Source organism: Cellulosimicrobium sp. So1_17, from assembly GCF_055181235.1.
In genome coordinates, this window is the sequence record NZ_CM143702.1 from 235,820 (window position 1) to 262,425 (window position 26,606).

21 protein-coding genes are annotated in these 26,606 nt (G+C 74.0%); 15 read left to right on the forward strand and 6 right to left on the reverse strand.

Going from position 1 to position 26,606, the window contains the following annotated elements; all coding sequences use genetic code 11:
* Positions 1-19: 19 nt before the first annotated feature.
* Together ACZCLJ_RS01020 and ACZCLJ_RS01025 are read right to left on the reverse strand one after the other, a co-directional pair.
* Entirely contained in the window at positions 20-835 is an 816-nt protein-coding gene (locus ACZCLJ_RS01020) for an ABC transporter permease (protein ID WP_463105171.1), read from the reverse strand.
* Complete coding sequence (locus tag ACZCLJ_RS01025) at positions 835-1,788, reverse strand: ABC transporter ATP-binding protein (protein ID WP_463105172.1); 954 nt, start codon at positions 1,786-1,788, stop codon at positions 835-837. Before ACZCLJ_RS01025 ends, ACZCLJ_RS01020 begins: the two co-directional genes overlap by 1 nt.
* Positions 1,789-1,960: 172 nt before the next feature.
* Here ACZCLJ_RS01025 and ACZCLJ_RS01030 point away from each other — a divergent pair, with 172 nt between their 5' ends.
* Positions 1,961-3,100, forward strand: coding sequence for a sensor histidine kinase (locus ACZCLJ_RS01030; RefSeq protein ID WP_463105173.1), 1,140 nt, complete (start codon positions 1,961-1,963; stop codon positions 3,098-3,100).
* Positions 3,097-3,747 (forward strand): response regulator, encoded by a 651-nt coding sequence (locus tag ACZCLJ_RS01035; RefSeq protein ID WP_251151622.1) that lies wholly within the window; start codon positions 3,097-3,099, stop codon positions 3,745-3,747. The genes ACZCLJ_RS01030 and ACZCLJ_RS01035 overlap by 4 nt, the downstream gene beginning before the upstream one ends.
* A 6-nt stretch (positions 3,748-3,753) precedes the next feature.
* Here the strand turns inward: ACZCLJ_RS01035 and ACZCLJ_RS01040 are convergent, their stop codons facing one another.
* Entirely contained in the window at positions 3,754-4,074 is a 321-nt protein-coding gene (locus tag ACZCLJ_RS01040; protein ID WP_463105174.1) for a DUF1905 domain-containing protein, read from the reverse strand.
* A 258-nt stretch (positions 4,075-4,332) separates the two neighbouring features.
* Here ACZCLJ_RS01040 and ku point away from each other — a divergent pair, with 258 nt between their 5' ends.
* From ku to ACZCLJ_RS01055, 3 genes are all read left to right on the forward strand, one after another.
* Complete coding sequence (ku, locus tag ACZCLJ_RS01045; RefSeq protein ID WP_463105175.1) at positions 4,333-5,397, forward strand: non-homologous end joining protein Ku; 1,065 nt, start codon at positions 4,333-4,335, stop codon at positions 5,395-5,397.
* A 137-nt stretch (positions 5,398-5,534) separates the two neighbouring features.
* Complete coding sequence (locus ACZCLJ_RS01050) at positions 5,535-5,990, forward strand: VOC family protein (RefSeq protein ID WP_251151619.1); 456 nt, start codon at positions 5,535-5,537, stop codon at positions 5,988-5,990.
* A gap of 146 nt (positions 5,991-6,136) precedes the next feature.
* Complete coding sequence (locus ACZCLJ_RS01055) at positions 6,137-7,888, forward strand: hypothetical protein (RefSeq protein ID WP_463105176.1); 1,752 nt, start codon at positions 6,137-6,139, stop codon at positions 7,886-7,888.
* Between the two features lie 55 nt (positions 7,889-7,943).
* Here the strand turns inward: ACZCLJ_RS01055 and ACZCLJ_RS01060 are convergent, their stop codons facing one another.
* Positions 7,944-8,612 carry a TetR/AcrR family transcriptional regulator gene (locus ACZCLJ_RS01060; RefSeq protein ID WP_463105177.1) on the reverse strand — a complete coding sequence of 223 codons (669 nt, stop codon included), beginning with the start codon at positions 8,610-8,612 and terminating at the stop codon, positions 7,944-7,946.
* Positions 8,613-8,843: 231 nt separating this feature from the next.
* On the opposite strand from ACZCLJ_RS01060, the gene ACZCLJ_RS01065 reads away from it, so the two are divergent.
* The 6 genes from ACZCLJ_RS01065 (at position 8,844) to ACZCLJ_RS01090 (ending at position 15,958) form a co-directional block, all read left to right on the forward strand.
* Complete coding sequence (locus tag ACZCLJ_RS01065; protein WP_463105178.1) at positions 8,844-10,391, forward strand: MFS transporter; 1,548 nt, start codon at positions 8,844-8,846, stop codon at positions 10,389-10,391.
* Between the two features lie 52 nt (positions 10,392-10,443).
* Positions 10,444-12,267: a metallophosphoesterase family protein gene (locus ACZCLJ_RS01070; protein WP_463105179.1), complete on the forward strand. Its 1,824-nt coding sequence runs from the start codon at positions 10,444-10,446 to the stop codon at positions 12,265-12,267.
* A gap of 58 nt (positions 12,268-12,325) precedes the next feature.
* Positions 12,326-13,027 carry a YceI family protein gene (locus tag ACZCLJ_RS01075; RefSeq protein ID WP_463105180.1) on the forward strand — a complete coding sequence of 234 codons (702 nt, stop codon included), beginning with the start codon at positions 12,326-12,328 and terminating at the stop codon, positions 13,025-13,027.
* A 33-nt stretch (positions 13,028-13,060) separates the two neighbouring features.
* Positions 13,061-13,765, forward strand: a complete 705-nt coding sequence (locus tag ACZCLJ_RS01080) for a metal-dependent transcriptional regulator (protein ID WP_285821120.1) — start codon at positions 13,061-13,063, stop codon at positions 13,763-13,765.
* Positions 13,766-13,862: 97 nt separating this feature from the next.
* Positions 13,863-15,080: an MFS transporter gene (locus tag ACZCLJ_RS01085; protein ID WP_463105181.1), complete on the forward strand. Its 1,218-nt coding sequence runs from the start codon at positions 13,863-13,865 to the stop codon at positions 15,078-15,080.
* A gap of 218 nt (positions 15,081-15,298) precedes the next feature.
* Positions 15,299-15,958 carry a vitamin K epoxide reductase family protein gene (locus tag ACZCLJ_RS01090; protein ID WP_463105182.1) on the forward strand — a complete coding sequence of 220 codons (660 nt, stop codon included), beginning with the start codon at positions 15,299-15,301 and terminating at the stop codon, positions 15,956-15,958.
* A 61-nt stretch (positions 15,959-16,019) separates the two neighbouring features.
* Here the strand turns inward: ACZCLJ_RS01090 and ACZCLJ_RS01095 are convergent, their stop codons facing one another.
* Complete coding sequence (locus ACZCLJ_RS01095) at positions 16,020-16,460, reverse strand: YbjQ family protein (protein ID WP_251151610.1); 441 nt, start codon at positions 16,458-16,460, stop codon at positions 16,020-16,022.
* 74 nt (positions 16,461-16,534) lie between these two features.
* Between ACZCLJ_RS01095 and leuS the strand changes: the two genes are divergently transcribed.
* Entirely contained in the window at positions 16,535-19,549 is a 3,015-nt protein-coding gene (leuS, locus tag ACZCLJ_RS01100; protein WP_463105183.1) for a leucine--tRNA ligase, read from the forward strand.
* Between the two features lie 73 nt (positions 19,550-19,622).
* Here leuS and ACZCLJ_RS01105 read toward each other — a convergent pair whose 3' ends face one another.
* Positions 19,623-21,554 carry a helicase HerA-like domain-containing protein gene (locus ACZCLJ_RS01105; protein WP_463105184.1) on the reverse strand — a complete coding sequence of 644 codons (1,932 nt, stop codon included), beginning with the start codon at positions 21,552-21,554 and terminating at the stop codon, positions 19,623-19,625.
* An 85-nt stretch (positions 21,555-21,639) separates the two neighbouring features.
* Between ACZCLJ_RS01105 and ACZCLJ_RS01110 the strand changes: the two genes are divergently transcribed.
* The 3 genes from ACZCLJ_RS01110 (at position 21,640) to ACZCLJ_RS01120 (ending at position 26,439) form a co-directional block, all read left to right on the forward strand.
* The gene (locus ACZCLJ_RS01110) at positions 21,640-22,488 is read left to right on the forward strand and encodes a DegV family protein (RefSeq protein WP_463105185.1); all 849 of its coding nucleotides are present in this window, start codon (positions 21,640-21,642) and stop codon (positions 22,486-22,488) included.
* Between the two features lie 109 nt (positions 22,489-22,597).
* Positions 22,598-23,836: a helix-hairpin-helix domain-containing protein gene (locus ACZCLJ_RS01115; protein WP_463105186.1), complete on the forward strand. Its 1,239-nt coding sequence runs from the start codon at positions 22,598-22,600 to the stop codon at positions 23,834-23,836.
* Positions 23,833-26,439 (forward strand): ComEC/Rec2 family competence protein, encoded by a 2,607-nt coding sequence (locus ACZCLJ_RS01120; RefSeq protein ID WP_463105187.1) that lies wholly within the window; start codon positions 23,833-23,835, stop codon positions 26,437-26,439. The genes ACZCLJ_RS01115 and ACZCLJ_RS01120 overlap by 4 nt, the downstream gene beginning before the upstream one ends.
* Positions 26,440-26,606 lie beyond the last annotated feature (167 nt).

The window sequence follows — 26,606 nt, forward strand, 5'->3', positions numbered from 1 at the left end:
GGCGCACGGTGGGGTCGGATCACGTCCAGCGGAAGAAGCGGGCCGCGACGAGCGAGCACACGACGACCGTCCCCCCGAGGGCGACGAGGTGCGACGCCTCCACCGGCTGTCCTGCCCACGCGTCGCCGAGCGCCTGGACCGACGCCCCGAACGGGAGCGCCTCCCCGACGCGGGCCACGGGCTCGGGCAGGTTGGACACCTCGCCGAACATGCCGCCCGTCGCGCCGAAGGCGAAGAACACGACGAGGCCGATCGCGAGCGCCGCGTTGGGCGTCGGCGAGACCGCGGCGACGAGCATCCCGACGGCGTACATCGCCGTCGCGCACAGCGCGAGGACGCCCAGCGCGGCCGTGGGGGAGGCCGGCATCGTGGCGTCGAACGCCGCCGTCGCGACGACGAGCGCCAGCGCGACGCCGAGCGCGGTCTGGGCGGCGCTCACCACGACCTGCGCGACGAGCACCATCGCGGGGGACGCCGGGGTCACGGACAGGCGCTTGAGGACCCCGGTGCGACGGTAGGAGGCGAGGAAGCTCGGCATGTTGATCACGCCGATGATCCCGACGACGATCGCGAGCACGACCGGCACGACGAAGACGTCGAACGCGGTGCGTCCGCCGGAGTCCGGGACGACGATCCGCGTCGCGTCGCTGATCCCGTACATGACGAGGATGAGGACGGGCATGCCGAAGGGCATGACGAGGCCGGCCGTGTCGCGGACGACCATCTTGGCCTCCGCGACGACGAGCGCGGCCCACGCACGCGGGCCGGGCCGGGCCGTGGGACGCCCGCGCAACCCTGTGGTCGCGGTGGCCGTCGTGGTGCGGACGGTGGTCATCAGGCAGCCTCCTCGATCGCGACGGCGGTGGGGTCGGCGTCCAGCGGGCGACCGGTGAGCGCGAGGAACGCGTCGTCGAGCGTCGCGCGCTCGAGCCGCGTCTCCGTCGCGACGACGCCGGCGCGCACGAGCGCGGTGCTCACCTCCTGGAGCAGCTCGCCGCGCCCGGTCACGACGACCTGCTCGCCGCGCACCTCTACGCCGTCGACCCCGGGCGCGGCGTCCAGGAGCCCGGATGGGAGCGGTGCGGTGACGCGGAAGCGCACGCGCTGGTCCAGCCCGGCGCCCGCGACGAGACCGGCGGGCGTGTCGTGCGCGACGACGCGGCCGGCGTCGAGCAGGGTCACCCGGTCGCACAGGCGCTCGACCTCCTCCATGAGGTGGGAGACCAGGAGGACCGTGACCCCGTCGTCACGCAGTCGCTCGACGACGCCCCACACCTGGCGGCGTGCCTGCGGGTCCAGGCCCGTGGTCAGCTCGTCGAGGATCACGACGCGCGGGTCGCCGACGAGCGCGAGGACGATCGCGACCCGCTGCTGCTGGCCGCCCGAGAGCTTCTCGTAGCGCACGTCGCGCTGCTCGCCGAGGCCGAGGGTCTCGATCAGCCCGTCCGGGTCGCGCCCCGACCCGTAGAACGAGCGGTACAGGTGCGCGAGCTCGCGCACCGTGAGCGCCCCGTGCAGGTAGCCGGACTGGAGCTGGACGCCCAGCACCTGCCGCACCGCCGCGCGGTCGGTGAAGGGGTCGAGGCCGGCGACGCGCACCGAGCCGCCGTCGGGTCGGCGGACCCCGGCGACCATCTCGACGGTCGTGGTCTTTCCCGCTCCGTTGGGCCCGAGGATCCCGAGGACCTCGCCCTCTGCGGCGACGAGGCTCACGCCGTCGACCGCCACCGTCGTCCCGTGCTTGCGGCGGTAGCGTTTCGTCAGGTCTCGTGCGTCGACGGCGCTCATCGCTGCCCACGTCCTTCCCGTCGGTGGTCCGTCCGTTCTCCCGCGGCCGGTCCGCGAGCGGTTCCTCGACGCTACGGAGCGCCAGGGGCGTCGCGCGCGTGCCGGTCGTCACGGCCGTCGACCATGACTTCCGGCACGTGGCGGCACGCCGGTCGGTCCGTAGGGTGAGGGGATGCGACGCATCGACCCGGAGGTGTGGGCCGGCATCGCGATGCTCGTCGTGGTGCTCGGGATCGGCGCCCTCGTCCCGATCGCCGCACCCGGGGCGGTGCTGGTGCCCGTCGGCGCCTGGCTCGCGGTGTTCGCGGCGTTCGTGGTCGTCACCGGGTGGCTCGTGCTCGGCGCGGGGTTCGGCACGGTGCGCGCCTACCTGCTGCTCGCCACACAGGTCGTGCTCGTCGGCGCGCTCGTCCTCGGCGCACCGGGCGCCGGGTGGTTGCCGATCCTGCTCGTCGCCGTCGCGGCCGTGAGCGTGTACGTCGTCCCGATGCGCGTGACGGCCGTGGTCGTGGTCGTGAACGTGGTGGTCGTGGCCGTCGCCGTCGGGGTGCGCGGGTCGTTCACCGACGCCGTGCTCAGCGGGATCATCTACCTGCTCATCCAGGTCGCCAGCGTCGGGTCGACGTTCGCGCTCCAGCGCGAGAGGCGGATGCGCGAGCAGCTCGCCGCCGCGCACGTCGAGCTGCGTGCGGCCGCCGTCCTGCGCGACGTGTCGACCCGGTCCGACGAGCGCCTGCGCATCGCGCGCGAGCTGCACGACGTGCTGGGCCACCAGCTCACGGTGCTCGCGCTCGAGCTCGAGACGGCGAGCCACCAGGAGGGCGAGCGTGCGCGGGAGCACGTGCTGCGCGCCAAGACGGTCGCGCGCGAGCTCCTGGGCGACGTGCGCGCCACCGTGGGCGAGCTGCGGCGTCGCGCACCGAGCCTGCGGGACGCGATCGAGTCGCTGGTCGAGCGCGTGCTCGCGCCGCGCGTGCGCGTGCTCGTGGCCGACGACGTCGTGGTCGACGAGGAGCAGACCGTCGTGCTCGTGCGTGCCGCGCAGGAGATCGTGACGAACACGATCCGTCACGCCGAGGCGACCGTGCTCACCATCGAGGTCGTCGCCGACGACGGCCGGGTCCGTCTCGTCGCCCAGGACGACGGCCGCGGTGCCCGGCGCGTCGAGCCGGGGAACGGCCTGCGGGGGATCACCGAGCGCGTCGAGGCCCTCGGCGGGACCGTGCGCGTCGACGGCGCGTCGGGCTTCCGCGTCGAGGTCGCGCTCGCCGGGGTCCGCGAGGGCGTGCTTCCGCGCGAGGCCGTGCGGTGATCCGCGTCCTGCTCGTCGACGACCAGACGCTCGTGCGCCAGGGCATCCGCAGCCTCCTGGAGATCGCTCCCGACGTGGAGGTCGTCGCGGAGGCCGAGGACGGCATGACGGCGCTCGCGGCGGTGCGCGAGCACGCCCCCGACGTCGTGCTGCTCGACCTGCGCATGCCGCGCCACGACGGGATCTGGGCGCTCGAGGCGATGCGCGAGAGCGGGATCGACACCCCGGCGCTCGTGCTCACGACGTTCGACGACGACGACCTCGTGCTGCGCGCCCTGCGCGCCGGCGCTCGCGGCTACCTCCTCAAGGACGTCACGCTCGAGCAGCTCACGGGAGCGGTCCGCACGCTCGCCGACGGTGGCACCCTCGTCCAGCCGTCGATCACCGACCAGCTCCTGCGCGCCGTGCGGTCGGGCGCCGCGGAACCGGAGGAGGACGACCGCGTCCCCGTCCAGGACCTCACCGAGCGCGAGCTCGAGGTCCTGCGGCTCGTGGCGGCCGGGTACTCCAACCGCGAGATCGCCCACGGCATGTTCCTCGCCGAGGGGACGGTGAAGAACCACGTGTCGACCGTGCTGCTCAAGCTCGGGACCCGGGACCGCACGCGCGCCGTGCTGCGAGCGCTCCACCTCGGCATCCTCGGCTGAGACCGTTCAGAGGAGGGTCTCGACGCCGATCCGGACGACGTCGCCCACGTCCACCTGCTCCGCGCGGCGCACGGCGGCCTTGACCGGCAGCACGTAGGTCTTGCGTCCCGCGTCCGGGAAGACGGACGTCGACCAGCGCGAGGCGCCGATCGTCACCTCGACCTTGACCGAACCGAAGCCGGCGGGCGGGAGGGGCAGCTCGGCGATCTCGTCGCTCACGTCCTCCGGCAGCGCGGCGAAGACCCAGCTGTCCGTGCGCGCCTCCCAGCGCCACAGCTCGGCCTCGAACTCGAAGCGGGTCCCGCCGCCGGCGCCTGTCCCAGCCATCTGTCGTCCCCCGGTCGTCGTCGCCACCGTTCCATCCTTCCGCGGGCCACCCACACGCGGCCCGGGCGCGGCGCACGAGGGAAGCGTGGACTCGCGAGACAGAACCTGCGGTCGCGAGATAGAGCCCCCGGAGCCCTATGTCGCGACCGCACGTTCTCTCTCGCGGGCCGCAGGTGCCGGGTCGCGTCGCACCGGACGTCCACGACGGGCAAGCCCCGAGGGGTCGCGTCCGGGCGCGTCGCACGCCACCATGGACGGATGAGGGCCATCTGGAAGGGCGCCATCACGTTCGGACTCGTCAACGTCCCCGTCAAGGTGTACTCCGCGACGGAGGACCACGACGTGCCGCTGCACCAGGTGCACGACAAGGACGGCGGTCGGATCCGCTATCGGCGGGTGTGCGAGATCGACGGCGAGGTCGTGCCCTACGAGAACATCGCGAAGGCGTACACCGACGGCGAGCAGACCGTCGTGCTCACGGGCGACGACCTCGACGCCCTGCCCGCCGAGCGCAGCCGCGAGATCGAGGTCGTCGAGTTCGTCCCGAGCGACCAGATCGACCCGCTGCTGCTCGACCGCAGCTACTACCTCGAGCCCGACTCGAAGTCCAACAAGGCGTACGTGCTCATGCGGCGGACCCTCGAGGAGACCGACCGGACCGCGATCGTGAAGTTCGCGCTGCGCCAGCGCACGCGCCTCGCCGCGCTGCGCGTGCGCGACGACGTGCTCGTCATCCAGACGCTCCTGTGGGCCGACGAGGTGCGCGACGCCGCCTTCCCCTCGCTCGACGACGAGGCGAAGGTCACCGAGAAGGAGCTCGCGATGTCGTCGCAGCTCGTCGCGAGCTTCGAGGCCGACTTCGCCCCCGAGGAGTACGAGGACGACTACCAGGTCCAGCTCCGCCAGCTCATCGACGCGAAGCTCGAGAAGGGTGACGCGCTCGACGCCGCCGAGACGTTCGGGGAGCAGGCGGAGGAGGGAGAGGGCGCCGAGGTCATCGACCTCATGGAGGCGCTCCGCAAGTCCGTCGCGTCGTCGAAGAGCAGCAAGGGCTCGTCGGGCTCGTCCGGGTCGTCGTCCCGGTCGTCCGGTGGATCGGGCACGACGGCGAAGGGCGGCTCCTCCGGGAAGGGCACGTCCCGCTCGGCGTCGTCCTCGTCCACGTCCTCGTCGTCGAGGAAGAGCGCGTCGTCCGGGTCGAAGACGACGGCGAAGTCGGGCACGAAGAGCGCGTCGGGCACCAAGAGCGCGTCCGGGACGAAGAGCTCGGGCTCGACGACCAAGAAGGCGCCCACCAGCACGCGCAAGAAGGCCTCCGCCTGATCAGGTCGTGCCGCTCCGCTCCGTTCCGCTCCGTGCCGCGCGGGGCGCTGCGTACCGTCCGGCGATGAGTTCGAGGGCCGGGCGTGGTCCTACCTCGTGACGGCCCGGGCGGGTCGTGCCCGACACGAGGAGGCACCATGCGAGCGATCGTCCCGAGCCTGTGGTTCGACATGAACCTCGAGGAAGCCGTGGAGTTCTACACGAGCACGTTTCCTGACGCGAAGGTGGGCGAGATGTTCCGGCAGCCCGACGGGACGGTCGTGTCGGCCGACTTCGAGCTCGCCGGGCACCGGTTCAGCGCCATCAACGGCGGTCCGCAGTTCCGCTTCACCGAGGCGGTGTCGTTCGTCGTCGAGTGCGACTCGCAGGACGAGGTCGACCGGTACTGGGACGTGCTCACCGCGAACGGCGGGCAGGAGTCCCAGTGCGGGTGGCTCAAGGACCGGTTCGGGCTCTCCTGGCAGATCGTGCCCGTCGAGTTCCTGGAGATGCTGCAGGACCCGGACGGCGCGAAGGTCCAGCGCGTCGTCGACGTCATGATGACGCAGGCCAAGCTCGACCTCGGGCCGCTGCGCGCCGCGTACGCGGGCTGACCTCGCCGGGCGGTCGGTGAGCACCGGTCCGGGTCGCGGAACCTGGACCGGTGCGAGGTATGTCCAGAGCGTCCGGCGTCTGGTTGAATGCGCGGGTCAGCCCCACGACGGCCCGCGCCGTCCTCTCGTGAAGGACCACGAACCGAGTGAAGAAGCTCATCGCCAGCACCGTCGGGACGGTGCTGGCCCTCGCGGGGCTGGGCGTCGCCACCGCGGCCCCCGCCTCCGCCGCGACGCACGACGTCCAGCCCTCCTGCTCATTCCTGTACATCGCTCTCGACGACTACCCCGACGGGACGACGGTCGTCGTGGAGGTGGACGGTGAGACCGTCCACAGCACCACGTTCGGTGGCTCGTCCGGTTTCTCGCACGACTACGAGTGGTCGACGCCGCACGAGTGGAGCGTCGAGGTCGACGCGCCCGACGGCGTCGACGGGGACTTCTCGGACGGCGGCACGACGACGCCGTGCGACACCGACCCCCACAGGTACGCCGACGCCACTGCCTCGTGCGGCGAGGTCACCGTCAACGTCTCGTCGTACCCGGTGGGCACGCGCGTCGTCGTCTCGCTCGACGGGGAGACCGTCGCGGACGACCCGGTCGACGGCAACTACTGGAACGTCTGGCCGCTCGACTGGACCGTCGCGCACACCTGGTCCGTCACGCTGGACGCTTCGGACGACGCGCTGGACCTCTCCTGGGAGGGCGTGACCGAGCCCTGCGACGTCGACCCGAACCTGCGGGTGGACGTGTCGGCGTACTGCGACCAGCTCTCGGTGAACGTGGACGGCTACCCGGCCGGCACGGCGGTCGTGGTGACCGTCGCCGGTGAGACCGTCGGGGAGGGGAGCGTCGACGAGTGGGGCTACTTCTGGGGTTGGTGGCCGCTCGACGACAGCACCACGCACGACTGGACGGTGACGCTCGACGCCGCCGACGACGCGTTCGACCGCGTCGAGTCCGGGACCTCTCTCGAGTGCTGGACGGAGCCCGGCACGGTGGTGCCCGAGACACCGGCGACGCTCACCGCGTGCGACGCGACGCCCGACGACGTGCTCCTGCCTACGGACACGGAGGCGATCTCGTACACGCGCACGCCCGAGGGGATCGTGGCGACCGCCGCGCCCGGCCACGTCTTCCCGTCCCTGCAGGAGCTCGAGCAGTGGCGACTGGTCGTGGACGGGCAGGTCGTGATCGAGAACCAGGTCCTGCTGGACTGGTTCGTGGTCGTCCGACCCCGTTGCGACCTCGACGTCGTCTCCGTGACCCCGGTCTGCGACGACGGAGTGCCGTCCGTCGACGTCGTCGTGACACCTCCGCCCGGTGCCGGCGAGGACTCGCTCATGATGGACTGGGTCGGCCCGGATGGCGGCTATGACGTCGTGTACGGGAGCGCCGGCTTCGGACAGCCCTTCGAGAGCCGCCAGCCGTGGCCCGCGTGGATCTCGAACGAGGACGGGACGGTCTCGCCCCACCACACGCCCGACTGGCGGCTCGACGACGTGGACCTGGCGTTCGGGGTGTCGGTGTGGGTGGACGGCTGGACCTACTCCCGCTATCACCGCGCCGTCTGGGAGGGCGCCCCGACCGCCGACCCGTGCGCCGACGACCCGGGGCCGCACTTCAGCGTGGATGCCCGTGAGCGTCGGGTCGCCGGGAAGACCTACCTCGCCGTGCGCGTGCTCAACGAGGACGACACCGCGGCAGAGGTGACGGTGACGACGCCCTTCGGCACCCGAACCTTCCGGGACGTCGCACCCGGAACGAGCGCGTACCAGTCGTTCGCGGTCCGGTCGCCGGAGTCCCAAGGCGTCCCGGTCGCGGTCGGCTTCGCCACCGAGGTGGATGGCCAGGTCGTGACGAGGGAGCGCGTCGTCACCGCGTGGGTCGGGGGCTGAGGGGTCGAAGACCACCGAGCTCCGGCGCGCTCCCACGGTGGGGCGCGCCGGGTTGTCAGCGACGCATCGCGACGATCTGGGTGACGAGCGCGAGCAGGTCGTCCACGTCGTCGCCCCGGCGCGGCGCGCGGAAGGCGAGTCCTTCCACGTCGCCGCCCGACGTCGGGGGGCCCGGTGCTGACCCGCCCGGTACCGGGACGTCCGGTGCCGGGCTGCCCGGCGAGGGGTCGTCGTCGGGCGCGCCGGGGTCCAGGACGGCGCCGTCGAAGGCCGCGTGCGCGTAGAGGCCGTCGCTGATGAGCACGATCGCGCGTGCGACGACCGGGTCGCCGACCTCATCGAGGACGGCGCGCGTCCAGGCGTCGTGGGCGCCGTCCAGCGCTTCGCGGGCGCGCGGGTAGGCGCCCTGCGCGAGCCGTGAGACGGCGAGGTACACGAGCTCGAACTCCCCGTCGACGACGGTCGACGTGCGCAGCAGGTAGTCGACCGGTCCGGCGGGTGCAGCGCGCATCACCGCGACGTCGGCGTCCGTGAGCTCGCGCAGGTGGTCGACCAGACCGTCGACGAGCGCGTCCTTCGACCCGAAGTGGTAAAGCAGGCCGCCCTTGGAGACCCCGGCGCGCTCGGCCACGGCCTCGAGCGTCGCGGCGCGCTCGCCGTGCTCGACGAGGAGTGCGGCGAACGCTCGCAGGACCTTGGGGCGGGCGGCGGGAGGCGGCGGCATGTCGTCGAGGGTAGTCGCGGCCGGGCGCCGGCAGCGTTGCCGAGCGGGTGGGCGTCGCCGAGCATGCGACGGCGCCGAGCGTGTGGCGTCACTTAGCGCGTGGTGCGGAGCGTCACAGCGCGTACGGGATGACCGGCTCGGTCCGTTCGCGTTACTGTACCGTCTGGACGGTTCGGAAGTTCGGCGCCACCGCGTCGCCCCGGCCGTCCGCTGTCGTGGAAGGACCTCGTCGTGACGGCGACCCAGCTCAACCGCCCCGCGATCCGCCCGGACGCCCCCGCCGCCCCCGCGCCCGGCGCGGCACGCCGGTGGCTCGCGCTCGCGGTGCTCATGCTCCCCGTGCTGCTCGTGTCGATCGACAACACGGTGCTCAGCTTCGCGCTGCCCCAGATCTCCGAGGCGCTGCGCCCCACGGGGACGCAGCTGCTGTGGATCATCGACATCTACCCGCTCGTGCTTGCCGGTCTGCTCGTGCCGATGGGCTCGTTCGCCGACCGCATCGGTCGACGTCGTCTCCTGCTCGCCGGTGCGGTGGGCTTCGCCGCGGTGTCCGTCGTCGCGGCCTATGCGCCGAGCGCGGAGGCGCTCGTCGCGACACGTGCCGGGCTCGGGTTCTTCGGCGCGATGCTCATGCCGTCGACGCTCTCGCTCCTGCGCAACGTCTTCACCGACCGTGAGGAGCGCCGCCTCGCCATCGCGATCTGGGCGGCGGGCTTCGCCGCGGGCTCGGCGCTGGGCCCGATCGTCGGCGGATTCCTCCTCGAGCACTTCTGGTGGGGCTCGGTCTTCCTCCTGGCCGTCCCGGTGCTCGTCCTGCTGCTCGTCCTCGCGCCGCTCTTCGTGCCCGAGTCGCGCGACCCCGCGCCGGGCCGCGTGGACGTGTGGTCGATCCTCCTCGTCATGACGACGATGACCCCGGTCGTCTACGGGATCAAGACGCTCGCGAAGTCCGGGGTGAGCACGCTCGCCCTGGCGAGCGTCGCCGTCGGGCTCGTGGCCGGCGCGCTGTTCGTGCGACGCCAGCTGCGCCGCCCCGACCCGATGCTCGACGTCCGGCTCTTCACGCGGGCGGCCTTCAGCGGTGCGGTGCTGGTCAACCTCCTCTCGGTGTTCTCGCTCGTCGGGTTCCTGTTCTTCGTGTCGCAGGACGTGCAGCTCGTCCTCGGGCTGTCGCCCATGCAGGCGGGGATCGCGCTCCTGCCGGGGCTCGTGCTCATGGTCGTCGCCGGGCTCGGCGTGGTGAAGGTCGTACGGCGCGTGCGCCCGGCCCGGGTCGTCGCCGTCGCGCTGCTGTTCTCCGCGGCGGGCTACGCGATCGTCGCCGCGGGGGCGGGGGAGAGCACGCTCGCGCTGCTCGTCGTCGCGTTCGTCGTGCTGTCCTTCGGCGTCGGCGCGGCCGAGACCGTGTCCAACGACCTCATCGTGTCCTCGGTGCCCGCCGAGAAGGCGGGCGCGGCGTCCGCGATCTCCGAGACGGCCTACGAGGTCGGGGCCGTGCTGGGCACGGCGGTGCTCGGCAGCATCCTCACCGCGTCGTACCACGCGAACGTCGTCGTCCCCGCGGGAGTGCCCGCGGCGGACGCCACCGCGGCGGCGGAGACGCTCGGGGGAGCGACCCAGGTCGCCGGGACGCTGCCCGCCGCGCAGGCGCAGGCGCTGCTCGACTCGGCGCACGCCGCGTTCGGCAGCGGCGTCGGCGTGACCTCGCTCATCGGGGTCGTGCTCATGCTCGTCGCGTCCGGCGTGGCGCTCGTCACCTTGCGCGGCGCGCGCGCCTGATCCGGCAGGACGCGTTGGCGAGGCGGCGACGGATCCGGGAGGCTGGGCGGTGATGAGCACCCCGCACCGCACCCCGCCCCGCTGGGTCCGCTGGACCCTGGGCATCCTCGCCGCCCTCGTGCCGTGCGTCGTGTGGGGGGTCACGACGGCGACCGCCGAGCGCAGCCTCGGCCCCCACGAGGCGACGTACGAGGTCACGACCGACGGCCTCGTCGTCGTCGACCTCGGGCCGCTGGGGACGCTGCAGATCGAGTCGCCGCTGCCGCTCGGCCTCGGCGCCGACGTGACGGTCCAGGAGATCCCGGCGGACCTCACCGCCGTCGGGCAGGCCGACACGCTCGAAGGGCTGTCGCAGGACCTCGAGGACTACCTGCGGTTCTTCGGCGGGCCCCAGGAGACGATCGGCTCGGTCGCGCGAGCGCTCGTCGTGGACGCCCTGCGCCGCACCGGCTTCGCGATCCTCGTCGTGGCCGCGGGCGGCGCGGGACTGTACGCGCTGCTCGGCGCGGCGCGGCGTCGGGAGCTCACGGCGGTCACCGCGCCGCGCACGTTCGAGATCACGGCGAGCGCCGTGCTCGTGGGGCTCGTCGCGGCGTCCCTCTCGTCGAGCGACCCCGCGTCGTCGCGCAGAGAGGGGCAGCCCGCCTCCGCCGTGTTCGCGGGCACGCCGCTCGAGGGTGCGCGCATCACCGGTCGCCTCGCCGGCGTGGTCGACACCTACGGCTCGCTCGTCCTCGACTTCTACCGCGAGAACGAGGACTTCTACGCCGAGGCGAACGACAACCTCGTCACCGCCTGGGACCGGCGCCAGTCCATCCAGCGGCTCAACGCCGCCGCGGCCGAGCGCAGCGCGCGGGCGGACGACGAGAGGGCCGCCTCGACGCTCGCGCCGGACGACGAGCCGACCGACGGAGAGCCGACCGACGGCGGGACCGGCGCGACGTCCGACCCGGACGGCGAGGAGGGTGCGTCGTCCGACGCCGGGTCGTCCGGGCCGGAGGACGGCGCCGCCCCGGCCGACGACGCCGCGCCCGACGACGCCACGGCCGACGACGCGCCGTCGGAGGGGACCACGACGTCGCCGGAGCCGGCGGCCGAGGAGGACCTCGTCACCCTCGTCGTCATCGCCGACCTGCACTGCAACGTCGGGATGGCGCCGCTGATCCGCACGGTCGTCGAGGGCTCGGGTGCGAGCGTCGTGCTCAACGCCGGGGACACGACGATGAACGGGACCGCGGTGGAGTCGTTCTGCGTCGACGCCTTCGCGGGCGCGATCCCGGACGGCGTGACGACGGTCGTCGCGGACGGCAACCACGACAGCGTCGAGACGTCCGCGCAGGAGCGCGGCCACGGTCAGGTCGTGCTCGACGGCGAGGTCGTCGAGGTCGAGGGCATCCGCATCCTCGGGGACCGCGACCCGCTCGAGACCCGGCTCGCCGCCGCGGCGCAGCCCGCGCGCGAGGAGACACCCGAGGAGTACGCGGCACGGCTCGCGGAGACGGCGTGCGCCGAGCAGGAGGACGGCGACGGCATCGACCTGCTCATGATCCACACGCCGCGCATGGGCAACGACGCGATCGAGTCGGGCTGCGTGCCGAACCAGGTCTCCGGGCACATGCACACGCGGTCCGGGCCGGAGCGGATGGGCGGCGGGGTGCGGTACGTGAGCGGGAGCACCGCCGGCGCGGTGAAGGACCAGCTGCGCGTCGGGCCGCTCAAGGGCACCGCGGAGATGACGGTGCTCCGGTTCGACCCGCAGCAGCGCCGGATCCTCGACTGGCAGCTCGTGCAGGTCGGCACGGACGCGTCGGCGACGGTCTGGCCTCGCCTCGCGTGGCCCGCCCCTGCGGACCCGGCCACGACCGAGGAGGAGTGAGACCGGACGTGCGCGTCGCTGGCGTCGGGCCCGTGCGAGGCGCGGCAGGATGGGGCTCATGAGCAGGTCCACGCGCTGGGTCGTCGTCGGTGTCGTCCTCGCGCTCGTCGTGCTCCTGCTCGCCCCGTTCGTCTACAGCGAGCTCACCGAGGGCCGCACGCCGCCGCCGCTCGGCCTCCAGACGCCGGGGGAGACCTCGCCCGCCGTCGAGTCGCCCGCCCCGGGGCCGTTCGACGTCGACGGGCGCTGGGTGGTGGGCCCTGGCTCGGCGGCCGGGTTCCGTGCGGAGCGTCTCGGCGTCCCGCGGGACGAGGCGACGGTCGTGGGCAGCACCCAGGACGTGACGGGGTTCGTGGAGGTCCTGTCGGGCGAGGCGACGACGTCGCGCGTCGAGGTCGCGACCGCGACGATCACGACCGGGGACACCGTCGAGGACGCGCTCCTGCGGCGCGTGCTCGAGGTCGACGTCTACCCGACGTCGGTGTTCGCCCTCACGACGCCCCTCGACGTCGCCGCGATGGAGGAGGCGACCGGGCCCGTGCTCCTCGAGGCGAGCGGCACCCTGACCCTGCGGGACGTCACCGAGCCGGTGACCGTGGCTCTCGAGGTCCAGCGCTCGGGCGAGGGACTGCAGGTCGACGGCGCGATCGCCGTCCGGTTCTCCGACTACGGGATCGGCGCCCCGCAGCTCGCGCCGGTCGAGGTGCGCGACGAGGGCACCGTCGAGGTCCGGCTCCTCCTGTCCCGCACGCCGGGCTGACCGCTGCCGGTCGCCGTGGCCTAGGGTGGTCGCGTGGACCGCCCCGACGACCTCACGCCCGTGGCCCAGGACTACCTCAAGGTCGTCTGGTCCGCGCAGGAGTGGTCGGACGAGCGCGTGACCACCAAGCTGCTCGCCGAGCGCATGGGCGTCGGGGCGTCGACCGTCTCGGAGACCGTGCGACGGCTCAGCGCCCAGGGGCTGCTGGAGCACGCGCCGTACGGGGCGATCGCGCTCACCGAGCGTGGCCGCCTGCTGGCCCTCGCGATGGTGCGTCGGCACCGGCTCCTCGAGACGTACCTCGTCTCCGAGCTCGGGTACGGGTGGGACGAGGTCCACGACGAGGCCGAGGTGCTTGAGCACGCCGTCTCGGACCTCCTGGTCGAGCGCATCGACGCCCGCCTCGGCCGGCCCACGCGGGACCCGCACGGCGACCCGATCCCCAGCGCCGACGGCGTGGTCGTGCGCCCGCCCGCCGTCCCGCTCGCGGAGCTGGTCGTGGGCGACGAGGGCGTCGTGGTGCGGATCTCCGACGCCGACCCGGACGTCCTGCGCTACCTCGCCGAGCTGGGCGTCGGGCTGGACACGCGCGTCGCCGTCACCGAGCGGCGCGAGTACGCGGGGACCCTGACGGTCGCCTGGTCGGGCGCAGGGAACGGGACGACGGCGCCGTCCCAGCTCGGTCTGCGCGCGGCCGAGCACGTGTGGGTCGTGCACGACGCAGCGGTCTCCGCCTAGACTGACGCCCACACCCTCCTTCTCGTCGCCGACGTCGCCGACCGAGGTCGAATCGATTCGACCGCACCGTGACCACCTCGACGACCCCAGGAGAACCATGACCGCACCGCGGACCGGGCCCGCGCTCCTCGCGCTCGCCCTCGGCGGCTTCACCATCGGCACCACCGAGTTCGCCACGATGGGCCTGCTCTCGGACATCGCGACCGACCTCGACGTGTCGATCCCCACGGCCGGGCACGCGATCACGGCCTACGCCGTCGGCGTCGTCGTCGGGGCACCCTCGCTCACGGTCCTCGCGGCCCGCATGCCCCGCAAGACCCTGCTCCTGGCGCTCATGGGCTTCTACGCGGTCGCCAACGTGCTGTCGGCGACGGCGGGGAGCATCGAGACGCTCGTCGCCGGACGGTTCCTCGCCGGGTTGCCGCACGGCGCGTTCTTCGGCGTGGGTGCGGCCGTCGGGGCGGCGGTCGTGGGTCCGGGCCGACGCGGCCACGCGGTGGCGATGATGATGACGGGACTCACGGTCGCGAACGTCGTCGGCGTGCCGCTGTCGACGTACGTCGGCCAGCAGCTCGGGTGGCGCGCCGCGTTCGTGCTGGTCGGGGCGCTCGGCCTGGCCACGCTCGTCGCCCTCTGGCGGCTCGTCCCCGCCGGCGCGGGTCACGAGGCGTCGAGCGCGCGCCGCGAGCTCGCGGCGCTGCGCAACGGGCCGTTGTGGATCGGCTTCGTCGCCGCGTCGATCGGGTTCGGCGGCATGTTCGCCGTCTACTCGTACGTCGAGCCGACGATCACCCGGGTGACGGGTCTCGCGACGGGCGCGGTCCCGATCGTCCTCGCGGTCTTCGGCGTCGGGATGACCGTCGGGACGCTGCTCGGCGGTCGCCTCGCCGACCGTTCGGTGATGCGCACGGTGTACCTCGGGTTCGTGTCGACGGCGGCCGCGCTCGTGCTCTTCGCGCTCACCGGAGAGCACCCCGTCCCCGCCGTCCTCGCGCTCTTCCTGCTGGGCGTCACCTCCCAGGTGCTCGGGCTCTCGCTCCAGACGCGGCTCATGGACCTCTCGCCGTCCGCCCCGTCGCTCGGCGCGGCGCTGTGCCACTCGGCGCTCAACGTCGGCAACGCCAACGGCGCGTTCCTCGGCGGCCTCGTCATCGCGGCAGGCTGGGGCTATCTCGCCCCCGCGTGGACGGGTGTGGCGCTCACGCTCGCCGGTCTCGCGATCATCCTGCTCGTCGGGAGGCGCCCCGCCGGCGTCGTCGTCGCCACCCTGCCCGACGCCGTCCGCTCGCCCGAGGCCACCGCCTCGCCGAGGTAGTACCCGGGTCGCCGAGGTAGTACCCGGGTGGCCGAGGTGGTACCCGGGTGGCCGAGGTGGTACCCGGTCGACCGGTGGCTCCGGCCGGACCGGACGGCGACGTCGTCGCACCGCTCACAGCCGCGTCCCAGCGAGTCGCGATAGGTTGTGGCCCCACCGCGCCGTCGGCGCGACCACGACGGTCCGGCGCGAGCCGGCGACCCACGAGGAGAGTCCCCGTGAGCAAGAGCGCCCCTGTCGACGCGACGGACGAGTCCGGTCCCGACGAGCTCGACCAGCCGCTCCCCGGCGGACCGCGGCCGATGAGCGCGCGGACCCTGGGTTGGTTGCTCGTCGTCCTCGGCGCGATCGGCCTCCTCGCGTCGGCAGATCTGACCGTCGAGCGCTACCTGACGCTGGTCGACCCCGACCACGCCCTGTCGTGCACGCTCAGCGTGTTCGTCGACTGCGGTCCGGCGATGGGGTCGTGGCAGGGGTCGTTGCTCGGCTTCCCGAACCCGTTGCTCGGCATCGCGGGCTTCTCGGTCGTCGTCACGACGGGCGTCGTCGTCCTCACGGGGGCACGGCTCCCGCGCTGGTACTGGCTGTCGCTGCTCGCCGTCACGACGCTCGCCCTCGCGCTCGTCGTCTTCCTCGTCTGGACGAGCCTGTACGCGCTCGTGCGCCTGTGCCCGTGGTGCATGGTCGTGTGGGCGGTGGTCCTGCCGCTGTTCTGGTACCAGGTGGTCCACGCGGTGCAGGAGGGCTTCCTGCCCGCGAGCGACGGCGTGCGGCGGACCGTCGTGGGCAACCGGCATCTTTTCCTCGCGATCGGCTACGTCGCGCTGATCGCGTGGGTCTTCCTGGTCATGGGCCAGTACATCCTCACGAGCTTCTGAAGCCGTCGGGCGCGCGCGGCCGGACGGCGGGCGGTCGTGCCCGACGCCGGACCGTGGGTCGTCAGCGCCAGGCCGGCTGGTCCGGGGCGCTGTCCTGCGGCCCGCCCTGGCTGCCGTACGCGGGGGCCGGCGCGGTCGACGCCTGGTGGGCGGACTGCGACGTCGCGCCAGGCTGGCCCGCCGGGATCGGCGAGACGACGACGGCGGTCCCGTACGCGCACACCTCGGAGAACGACTGGGCGATCTCGCCCGTGTCGAACCGCATCCCGACGACGGCGTTCGCGCCCCGCCGCTGCGCCTCCTGGACCATGCGGTGCATGACCTCCTGGCGCGACTCGTACACGAGCTGCGTGTACTCCTTGACCTCCCCGCCGCCGATGGCGCGGAACCCCGCGACGAAGTTGGCGCCGATGTTGGCGCTGCGCACGGTCATGCCCATCACCTCGCCGAGGACGGCGTCGATGCGGTACCCGGGGACCTCGTTGGTCGTCACCACGATCACGCGCACATCCTGCCACGGTGCAGCCGGCCGGGGGGCCGCCGTCGGGCCTGCGGACGGTCGGTAGAATCGGCCGCGTGACCACCCCTGACACCACCGAGATCACGCACGCCTCCGGCCAGCCCGCCTTCCGGTACACCCCGGCGCTCGCGGAGCAGATCGAGCTCAAGTGGCAGGAGCTGTGGGAGCAGCGCGGGACGTTCTTCGCCGCGAACCCGACGGGTGGGCTCACCGACGGCGAGGGGGAGGGCCCCGACGGCGCGAGCCCGTACTTCATCATGGACATGTTCCCGTACCCGTCGGGCGCGGGCCTGCACGTCGGGCACCCGCTCGGGTACATCGCGACCGACGTCGTCGGGCGCTTCCGGCGCATGTGCGGCGACAACGTACTACACGCGCTGGGCTACGACGCGTTCGGCCTGCCCGCGGAGCAGTACGCCGTGCAGACGGGTCACCACCCCCGCACGACGACCGAGGCGAACATCGTCAACATGCGCCGCCAGCTGCGGCGCCTGGGCCTCGCGCACGACTCGCGCCGCTCGTTCGCGACGATCGACCCCGAGTACGTGCGCTGGACGCAGTGGATCTTCCTGCAGATCTTCGACTCCTGGTACGACCCCGAGGCGGAGCGTCCCGACGGAGGTCGTGGGCGCGCGCGTCGCATCGCCGAGCTGGAGGCGCAGTACGCCGACGGGTCGCGGCGCGTGCCCGGCGGGATCGACGGCGTCGAGGAGGGGGCGGACTGGTCGGCGCTGTCGGACGTGCAGCGCCGCGCGGTGATCGACCCGCAGCGCCTCGCGTACGTCGACGAGTCGCCCGTGAACTGGGCGCCGGGCCTCGGGACCGTCCTCGCGAACGAGGAGGTCACGGCCGACGGGCGTTCGGAGCGCGGCAACTTCCCGGTCTTCCAGCGCAGCCTGCGCCAGTGGAAGATGCGCATCACCGCGTACGCGGACCGCCTGGCCGACGACCTCGACCTCATCGACTGGCCCGAGAAGGTCACGGCGATGCAGCGCAACTGGATCGGCCGCAGCGAGGGCGCGCTGGTGCGCTTCACCGTGCTCGGCAGCGCGGACGGCGCCAACGACGCCGCGGCGGAGTCGGGCTCGCAGGTCGAGGTCTTCACGACCCGCCCGGACACCCTGTTCGGCGCGACGTTCATGGTCGTCTCGCCCGAGCACCCGCTGCTCGACGAGGTGCCCGCGCACTGGCCCGACGGGACGTCGTCGGCGTGGACGGGCGGGCACCGCTCGCCGGTCGAGGCCGTCGCCGCGTACCGGCGCGAGGCCGCCGCGAAGACCGCGGTCGAGCGTCAGGCCGACGCCGGGAAGAAGACCGGCGTGTTCACCGGTCACCTCGCGGTCAACCCGGTGAACGGTGCGACGATCCCCGTCTTCACCGCGGACTACGTCCTCATGGGCTACGGCACCGGGGCGATCATGGCGGTCCCCGGCGGCGACGAGCGGGACTTCGCGTTCGCGGAGGCGTTCGGGCTCCCGGTCGTGCACACCGTCCGGCCCGCCGGTGGGTTCCCCGAGGGCTTCGCGGGCGCGTGGACGGGCGACGGCGAGATCGTGGCGTCGTCCAACGACGAGGTGTCGCTCGACGGCCTCGACGTGCCTGCCGCCAAGCGGACGATCACCGGGTGGCTCGTCGCGAAGGGCCTCGGCGAGGGCACCACGACCTACCGCCTGCGCGACTGGCTGTTCAGCCGCCAGCGGTACTGGGGCGAGCCGTTCCCGATCGTGTGGGACGCCAACGACCAGCCGGTCGCGATCCCGGACGCGATGCTGCCCGTCGACCTGCCCGACGTGCCGGACTACGCGCCGCGCACGTTCGAGCCGGACGACGCGGACTCCTCGCCCGAGGCGCCGCTCGGCCGCAACGACGACTGGGTGAACGTCACGCTCGACCTCGGGGACGGGCCGCAGCAGTACCGCCGCGACACGAACACCATGCCCAACTGGGCGGGGTCGTGCTGGTACTACCTGCGCTACCTCGACCCGACGTGGTCGGGAGCGTCGTCCGACGAGCCGGCGGGGGCACCGGGCGGCGACGTGACCGTGGTCGACCCCGAGCTCGAGCGCTACTGGATGGGGCCCGAGCACAACGCGTCCGCGGGTCGTGCGGGCGGCGTCGACCTGTACGTCGGCGGCGTCGAGCACGCCGTGCTGCACCTGCTCTACGCGCGCTTCTGGCACAAGGTCCTCTACGACCTGGGGCACGTGTCGAGCGTCGAGCCGTTCCACCAGCTCTTCAACCAGGGCTACGTGCAGGCGTACGCGTTCACCGACGCGCGCGGCCAGTACGTCCCGGCGGGCGAGGTCGTCGAGGAGCCCGCGGCGGACGGCTCGGGCGAGGTCGTGTACCGCTGGAACGGCGAAATCGTGCAGCGCGAGTACGGCAAGATGGGCAAGTCGCTCAAGAACGTCGTCACGCCCGACGACATGTACGCCGAGTACGGCGCCGACACGTTCCGCGTCTACGAGATGTCGATGGGTCCGCTCGACCTGTCGCGCCCGTGGGAGACGCGCGCCGTCGTCGGGTCGCAGCGCTTCCTGCAGCGGCTGTGGCGCAACGTCGTGTCCGAGGAGACGGGCGAGGTGACGGTGACTGACGAACCTGCCGAGCCCGCCACTCTGCGCGCCGTGCACCGCGCGATCGCGGACGTGCGTGTCGAGATGGAGCACATGCGCCCCAACACGGCGATCGCGAAGCTCATCACGCTCAACAACCACCTCACGTCGCTCGACCGCGTGCCGCGCGAGGCCGTCGAGCCGCTCGTGCTCATGACGGCGCCCGTCGCGCCGCACCTCGCGGAGGAGCTCTGGGAGCGCCTCGGCCACGACAGCTCGCTCGCGCACGCGCCGTTCCCGACGGCCGACCCGCAGTACCTCGTCGAGGACACCGTCACGTGCGTCGTGCAGGTCAAGGGCAAGGTCCGCGGCCGGCTCGAGGTCCCGCCGTCGATCTCCGACGAGGACCTGCAGGCCGCCGCGCTCGCCGAGCCGAACGTCGTGCGCGCGATCGACGGCGCCGAGGTCCGCAAGGTCATCGTCCGCGCCCCGAAGCTGGTCAACATCGTCGTCTGACGCCGAGTGCTGGGTATGTGTCGTCAGAAGGCGACCGGAACGACACACACCCAGCACTCAGTGGTGCGGCGCGTCAGCGACGGCGGGTCCCGAAGATGGTCCGGGTGAGCTCGCGACCTAACTGGGTTCCGGCGGACCGCAGGAAGGAGTCGAGCGGGCTCGTCGACCGCGAGCCGCCCGCGCGGGACCGTGTCGTCGTCCCTCCCGTGCGGGCCCTCTCGGCGTCGCGCTCGAGCTTCGCGCGCATCTTCTCGAGCTCCGCCTGCTCCTTCCGCGCGGTGCGCTCGGCCTCCGTGGCCGCCTGCTTCGCGGCCCTCTCCTGCGTCGCAGCCTCCGCCTCGGCGGCCTCCGCGGCGGCGCGCGCAGCCGCCTGCTCCTGGACGCGCACCTGCAGCAGCTCGAACGCGGACTCGGCGTCGACCGACGTCCCGTAGCGCGCCTGCGCCGGCGACGCGGCGACGATCGCCTCGAGCACGTCCGGGGGTGCCGGGTCCATCGACGACTGCGGCGCCCGGACGCGGGTCCACGCGACCGGCGTCGGCGCGCCGTCCTCGCTGAGCACCGTGACCACGGCCTCGCCGGTGCCGAGCGACTGCAGGAGGCGCTCGAGGTCGTACGGCGAGCGGGGGAAGGTCCGCGCGGCGGCGCGGAGGGCGGAGGCGTCGTCGGGCGTGAACGCGCGCAGCGCGTGCTGCACGCGGTTGCCGAGCTGTGCGAGCACGTCGGCGGGCACGTCCTTCGGGCTCTGCGTCACGAAGAACACGCCGACGCCCTTGGACCGGATCAGCCGGACGGTCTGCACGACCTGCTGGAGGAACTCCTTCGACGCACCCGTGAACAGCAGGTGGGCCTCGTCGAAGAAGAACACGAGCCGCGGCCTGTCGACGTCGCCGACCTCCGGCAGCTCCTGGAACAGGTCGGCGAGGAGCCACATGAGGAACGTCGAGAACAGCGTCGGCCGGTCCTGCACGGCGGGGAGCTCGAGCACCGAGACCACGCCCCGACCGTCGGGTGCGGTGCGCAGCAGGTCCGACGTCGCGAACGCCGGCTCGCCGAAGAACACGTCGGCGCCCTGCGCCTGGAGCGCGACGATCTCCCGCAGGATCACCCCGGCGGTCGCAGCGGAGACGCCGCCGATGCCCTTGAGCTCGGCCTTGCCCTCGTCCGACGTGAGGTACGCGATGGTGGACTGCAGGTCCTTGAGGTCGAGCAGCGCGAGCCCTTGCTGGTCGGCCCAGTGGAACACGAGCCCGAGGCTGGACTCCTGGGTCTCGTTGAGCCCGAGGACCTTCGACAGCAGGAGCGGCCCGAAGTCCGTGACCGTCGTGCGGATCGGCACTCCCGTCCCCAGTCCGCCGAGCGTGTACAGCTCGAGGGGGAACGCTGTGGGCGACCAGTCCTGCCCGATCGAGCGTGACCGCTCGACGATCTTCTCGTTCGACGCCCCGGGCTGCGTGAGGCCGGACAGGTCGCCCTTGACGTCCGCGAGGAACACCGGGACGCCCGCCGCGGAGAGCCCTTCGGCCATCCCCTGGAGGGTCTTCGTCTTGCCGGTGCCGGTCGCGCCCGCGACGAGCCCGTGCCGGTTGAGCATCCCGAGCGCGAACCCGACCTGGACGTCCGCGCGCGGCACCGGGTCGCCGCCGGGCTCGCCGTCGAGCAGCGCCCCGAGCGGCAGCGTGCCGCCCTCGTAGGCGTACCCTGCGGCCACCTCTGCGGCGTAGCCGCCGAGCGTGCTCGGGCCCGACGTCGCGGCCTCCTCGTTCCCGGTCGTCGCCGACGCACGTCCTTGCGTCCCGGCGCTCGTTGTCGGCGACGCCGGTGTCGGCGCGTCGCCGGTCGTCGGGACCCCGGGACCGGCCGTCCGGCCGGCAGCGGCCTCGGCCGCCTCCAGCGCGGCCTGGGCCGCGGCGGCACGCGCCTCGGCGGCCTCGGCGGCAGCCTGTGCGGCGGCCGCGCGCAGGGCGGCGAGCTCCTGGTCGGTCCTGGCGGCGTCGTCGGGCATGCTCGGATCGTAGGTTCGGCAGCGGCGTGCCGCAGCCGGGCCGAGGATGCGTGGGCCCCGCCCGACGCCGTAGGGTGGCGCGGCCATGACCCACGACCACCACGTCCACGTCGTCACCGACTCGACGGCGTCCCTGCCGAGCGACGGCTCGCCGCGCCTGCACTCGGTGCCGCTGCACGTCGTGGTCGACGACGAGTCGTCCCTCGAGGGCGTGGACATCACCGCCGACGACGTCGCCGCCCACCTCGCCGCGGGACGCCGGGTCACGACGTCGCAGCCCTCGCCGCGCGCGTTCGCCGTCGCCTACGCGGCGGCGGTCGACGCCGGTGCACGCGCGGTCGTGTCCGTCCACCTGTCGGGCGAGCTGTCGGGGACCGTCCACGCCGCGGCGATCGCGGCGGCCGACGCTCCGGTCCCCGTGCGGGTCGTCGACTCGCGCACGGTGGCGATGGGGCTCGGCTTCGCCGCGACGGCGGCGGCGGAGGTGGCGCTCGAGGGCGCAGACGTGGACACCGTCGCCCGCCGGGCCCTCGCGGTCGCGGACACGAGTCGCGCCGTCTTCCTCGTCGACTCGCTCGACCACCTGCGGCGTGGGGGCCGGCTGAGCGCGGCGTCGGCGGCGCTCGGCACGGTCCTCGGGGTCCGACCGCTGCTCGCCGTGCGGGACGGACGGATCGAGGTCGTCCAGAAGGTCCGGACGAAGGCGGCAGCCGTCGAACGTCTGACGACCGTCGCCGTGGAGTCGGCAGGCCGCCGGCACGCGCCGGTGCTCGCCGTGCACCACGTGGGCGACGACGACGGCGCGCGGCGCCTCGCGTCCGAGCTCACGGCGCGGACGGGCCTCGACGTCACGGTGACGCCGGTGAGCGCGGTCCTCGGCGCCCACGTGGGCCCGGGCGTCCTGGCGGTCGTCGTCGCGGACCTCGCGCGGTAGATCCCGGCCGGGCGTCCTGGCCGTGCACAGGCCCGACGACGCGCGGTCCCGTCCACAGGCGTGCCCCGACGAGCCGCGCGGTCCGGAGGAAGACTCCTAGCGTGCGGCCATGACGCCGCCTCGCCACGCTCCGCAGCCTCCCCCGTCCCGGTCGCCGGTCGCCCGGGCGTCGCGCCGCAGCGACGTGGTCGTGCGACAGCGGCTGCGTGCGGTGGCCGGCGGAGCCCGGCCGGCGCTCGCCTGGCACCCGGCCACCGAGGCCGTCGAGGTGGTCCGGGGAGAGGTGCCGGAGCGACCCCGTGTCGCGACCGAGCCGGGGCCGAACGGGTGGCTCCCGGCTCGGCCTGATGCTCTGGCCGGGACCGGGGCCGGGGACGGGGACGCGAGCCGGGCCGAGAGGCAGGACGACCCGCTGCCCGACCTCGCCGGGGAGGGCGATGACCGATCTGCGGCCGACGCGCTCGGGCTGCGGGCCCGGAGGCGGGCCGCGACGACCGTCGCGCACGCGTACGCCGCGGCGCACGGACACCCGACGACGCACTCGGGGTTCGCCGCGCTCGACACGTCCGACGAGGCCGTGGAGCCCGGCGTCCGACGGCTGCGCACCGGTGTCGCGGTCCGTGTCGCCGTCGCCGGCTCCCTGCTCGTCCTCGTGCTCGGCGGGGTGACGGCAGCGCTCACCCTGCGACCCGAGCCGGTGGCGGCGCTCGCCCAGGTCGATGAGGGTCCGACGCCGGAGGTCGATGAGCACTCGGGCGAGGCGGGCACCGGGTCGACGACGGACGCCGCGGTCGGCGCGCACGGCGACATCGCGGGGGCCGCGCACGGCGGCACCACGGATGCGGGACCGGGTACGTCGTCGGCCGCGGACCCGTCGTCCGCGAGCGCGGCGGCCGTCGTCGTGCACGTCGTCGGTCAGGTCGCGGCGCCCGGCCTCGTGAGCGTGCCTGTGGGCGCTCGCGTCGCGGATGCGCTCACGGCGGCGGGCGGGGCGTCGCCGGACGCCGACCTCACCGCGCTCAACCTCGCACGGACCGTCGTCGACGGCGAGCAGATCGTCGTGCCGCGCCCGGGCGAGGCGGTCGCCGTCGCGCCGTCCGCCCCGGGGACGGCCGCAGGGACGACGGCGCCAGGGTCGGCCACCGGGACGGCGGCAGGACCCGTCGACCTCAACGCCGCCGATGCGGCGACCCTCGACGGACTTCCGGGTATCGGTCCGGTGCTCGCGGAGCGCATCGTGGCATGGCGCGACGCCAACGGCCGCTTCATGTCGGTCGACGAGCTCGGGGAGGTCAGCGGGATCGGGCCCGCGACCCTCACCGACCTGCGCGACCTCGTCCGCGTGTGACGGACCTGCGGCTCGCCCCGGCGGCCCTCGCGGCGTGGACGGCGGCCGTGGTCGGCGTCGGGGGCGCGCCGGGTGCCGTCCTGGGCGCGGCGGTCCTCGGTGCGGCGGGCCTCGGTCTGACGTGCCTCGCCGTCGTCGGCGGCGCCGTCGTCACCCGGAGGACGACGTCGCCGTCGGAGGGCACGCGCCGTGTCGGCACCGCGACCGAGCGACGATCGACGAGACCGGGCGGGCGCACGTGCGGACCGGTGCGTCGCGCCGGGGTCGTGGGGCAGGTGGTGCTCGTCCTCGCCTGCGTGACGGCGGTGCTGCTCTCGTGCGGTGCCCAGCTGGTCGAGCGGGCCGGTTCGGGCCTCGCAGACCTCGCGCAGGACGGAGCCACGGCGCGCGTCACGGCGACCGTGCGCTCGGCGGTCGTCCCGCGGACGAACCCGTGGACGGGGGAGGAGGACCGCCGCGAGGTCCGGGTCGAGGCGGTCCGGCTCACGGCACGAGGCGTCACGACCCCCGCGTCGGGCCCTCTCGTGGTCGCGGGAGGCGGCAGCTCGTGGGACGACCTCGCCTACGGGGCCACGGTCGAGGCCGTCGGCACGCTGTCCGTCGACGGCGACCGCACGTTCCTCCGCGTCGACGAGGCCCCGCACGTGCTGGAACCGGCCTCGGCGCCGCTGCGTGCGGTGCACTCGATGCGGCAGGGCCTTCTCGACGCCACCGCCGGGCTCTCCCCGCAGGCACGCGGCCTGGTTCCCGGCGTCGCGGTCGGCGACACGTCGCGCCTCGACCCGGAGCTCGACGAGGCGATGCGCACGACGTCCCTCACGCACGTCACCGCGGTCTCGGGCGGCCACTTCGCGATCATCGTCGCGTGCGTCGCCGCGCTCTGCGTCGCGCTGCGTGTCTCGCGCACGGTGCGCGTCCTCGTGACGGGCGCCGCCATGGCCGGGTTCGTCGTGCTCGTCCACCCGGAGCCGAGCGTGCTGCGCGCGGCCGGCATGGGTGTCGTCGGCCTGACCGGCGTCCTGCTGGGTCGCCCGTCGCGGGCGGTCGCGGCGCTCGGGGCCGCCGTCGTGGTGCTGCTCGTGCTCGACCCGTGGCTCGCGCGGTCCTACGGCTTCGTGCTCTCGGTGGCGGCGACCGCCGGCCTCGCGCTCGGTACGACGCCCCTCGCTCGCACGATCGCGCCGTGGTGCGGGCGCACGGCGGCGCACGTCGTCGCCGTCCCGGTCGCCGCCCAGGTCGCCTGCGCCCCGATCCTCGTGCTGCTGGAGCCGTCGGTGAGCGTGTACTCCGTGCCGGCGAACCTCGTCGCCGCGCCGGCGCTCGGTCCGGCGACGGTGCTCGGTGTCGTCGCGACGCTCCTGGCACCGGTCTGGCCGGCGGCGGCGACCGCCGTCGCCTCCCTCGCGGGGAACTTCACGGGCTGGATCGCGGGCGTGGCGGAGGTCTTCGCCGGTCTCCCGGGGGCACGCCTGTCGTGGCCCGGCGGTGTCGGCGGGCTGCTGCTGCTCGCCGCCCTCACGGCGATCGGCCTCGCGGCGGTCCTGCGTTCCCGCGCCCTGCGACGGCTCGGTGAGCGGCGCGAGCTGCTCCGCGACCGCCGCCGACCGTGGCGCAGCCGGCTGCGCGGACACCTGCGTGCCGTGCGCAGGGCTTCTCGCCCGGTCCTGATCACGGCGCTGGCCGGGATCGCCGCGGTGGTCCTCGTCGTCGTCCTCGTGGGGCGTCAGCTCGCGGTCGTCGACGACGGGGTCCCGGACGACTGGGTCGTCGTGGCCTGCGACGTCGGCCAGGGCGACGCGCTCGTGCTGCGCTCCGGGCCGTCGTCGGCGGTGGTCGTCGACGTCGGCCCGGCCGGCGCCGCAGCCGACCGGTGCCTCGACGGTCTCGGGGTCGACCGCGTCGACCTGCTCGTCCTCAGTCACTTCCACGCGGACCACGTCGGTGGGCTCGACGCGGTCCTCCGAGGCCGGGTGGTCGAGCGTGCCCTCGTCACGGGGACGCGCGACCCCGTCGCCCAGGCGGACAGCGCTCTGGGAGCGCTCGAGGACGCGGGCGTGCCCGTCGAGGTCGCGCACCCGGGGGACACCGCTCGCGCGGGCGGGCAGGACGGGGTGCGGTGGGAGGTGCTCCAGGCCGGTGCGGGGACCGGCGGTGAAGGCGTCGGTGGCGAGGCCTCGGTCGGCGCGTCGGACGGCGGGGCGAGCGGTGCCGAGGAGGCGGGCGTGGAGGCGGAGGGGGGTGCGAACGATGCGAGCGTCGTCCTCCTCGCCGAGGTGCACGGGGTGGAGGTCATCGCGCTGGGCGACCTGGAGGACGCGGGCCAGGAGTCGCTCGCGAGAGTGCTCGAGCACCGGGACGACGCCGCGGTCGACGTCGTGAAGATGGCCCACCACGGCTCCCGGACGCAGTCGGAGCGGCTCGCCGCGCGACTCTCCCCGGCGGTCGCGCTCGTCAGCTCGGGGGAGAACACCTACGGGCACCCGACCGACCGTGCGCTGGACCTCTACCGCGGCACCGGGGCCGCAGTCCTGCGCACCGACACGTGCGGCACGTTCGCCCTCGTCGTGCGCGACGGCGTGCTCGGTGCGGCGGGCTGCGGCTGAGCCGGCTCGGTGCCGGTCGGGTGCCGGCGCCGGCGCCGGTGCCGCGCTCCGTGCGGTCGCCGGTGCGGGTAGCAGGCGTCAGGTACGAGCTGGAGCTGCGAGGTCCGGGTTGCCGGTGCGAGGCTCTCGCGGCTTCGAGCCTGCTCGCCGGGTGGGTGGGTCGTGGC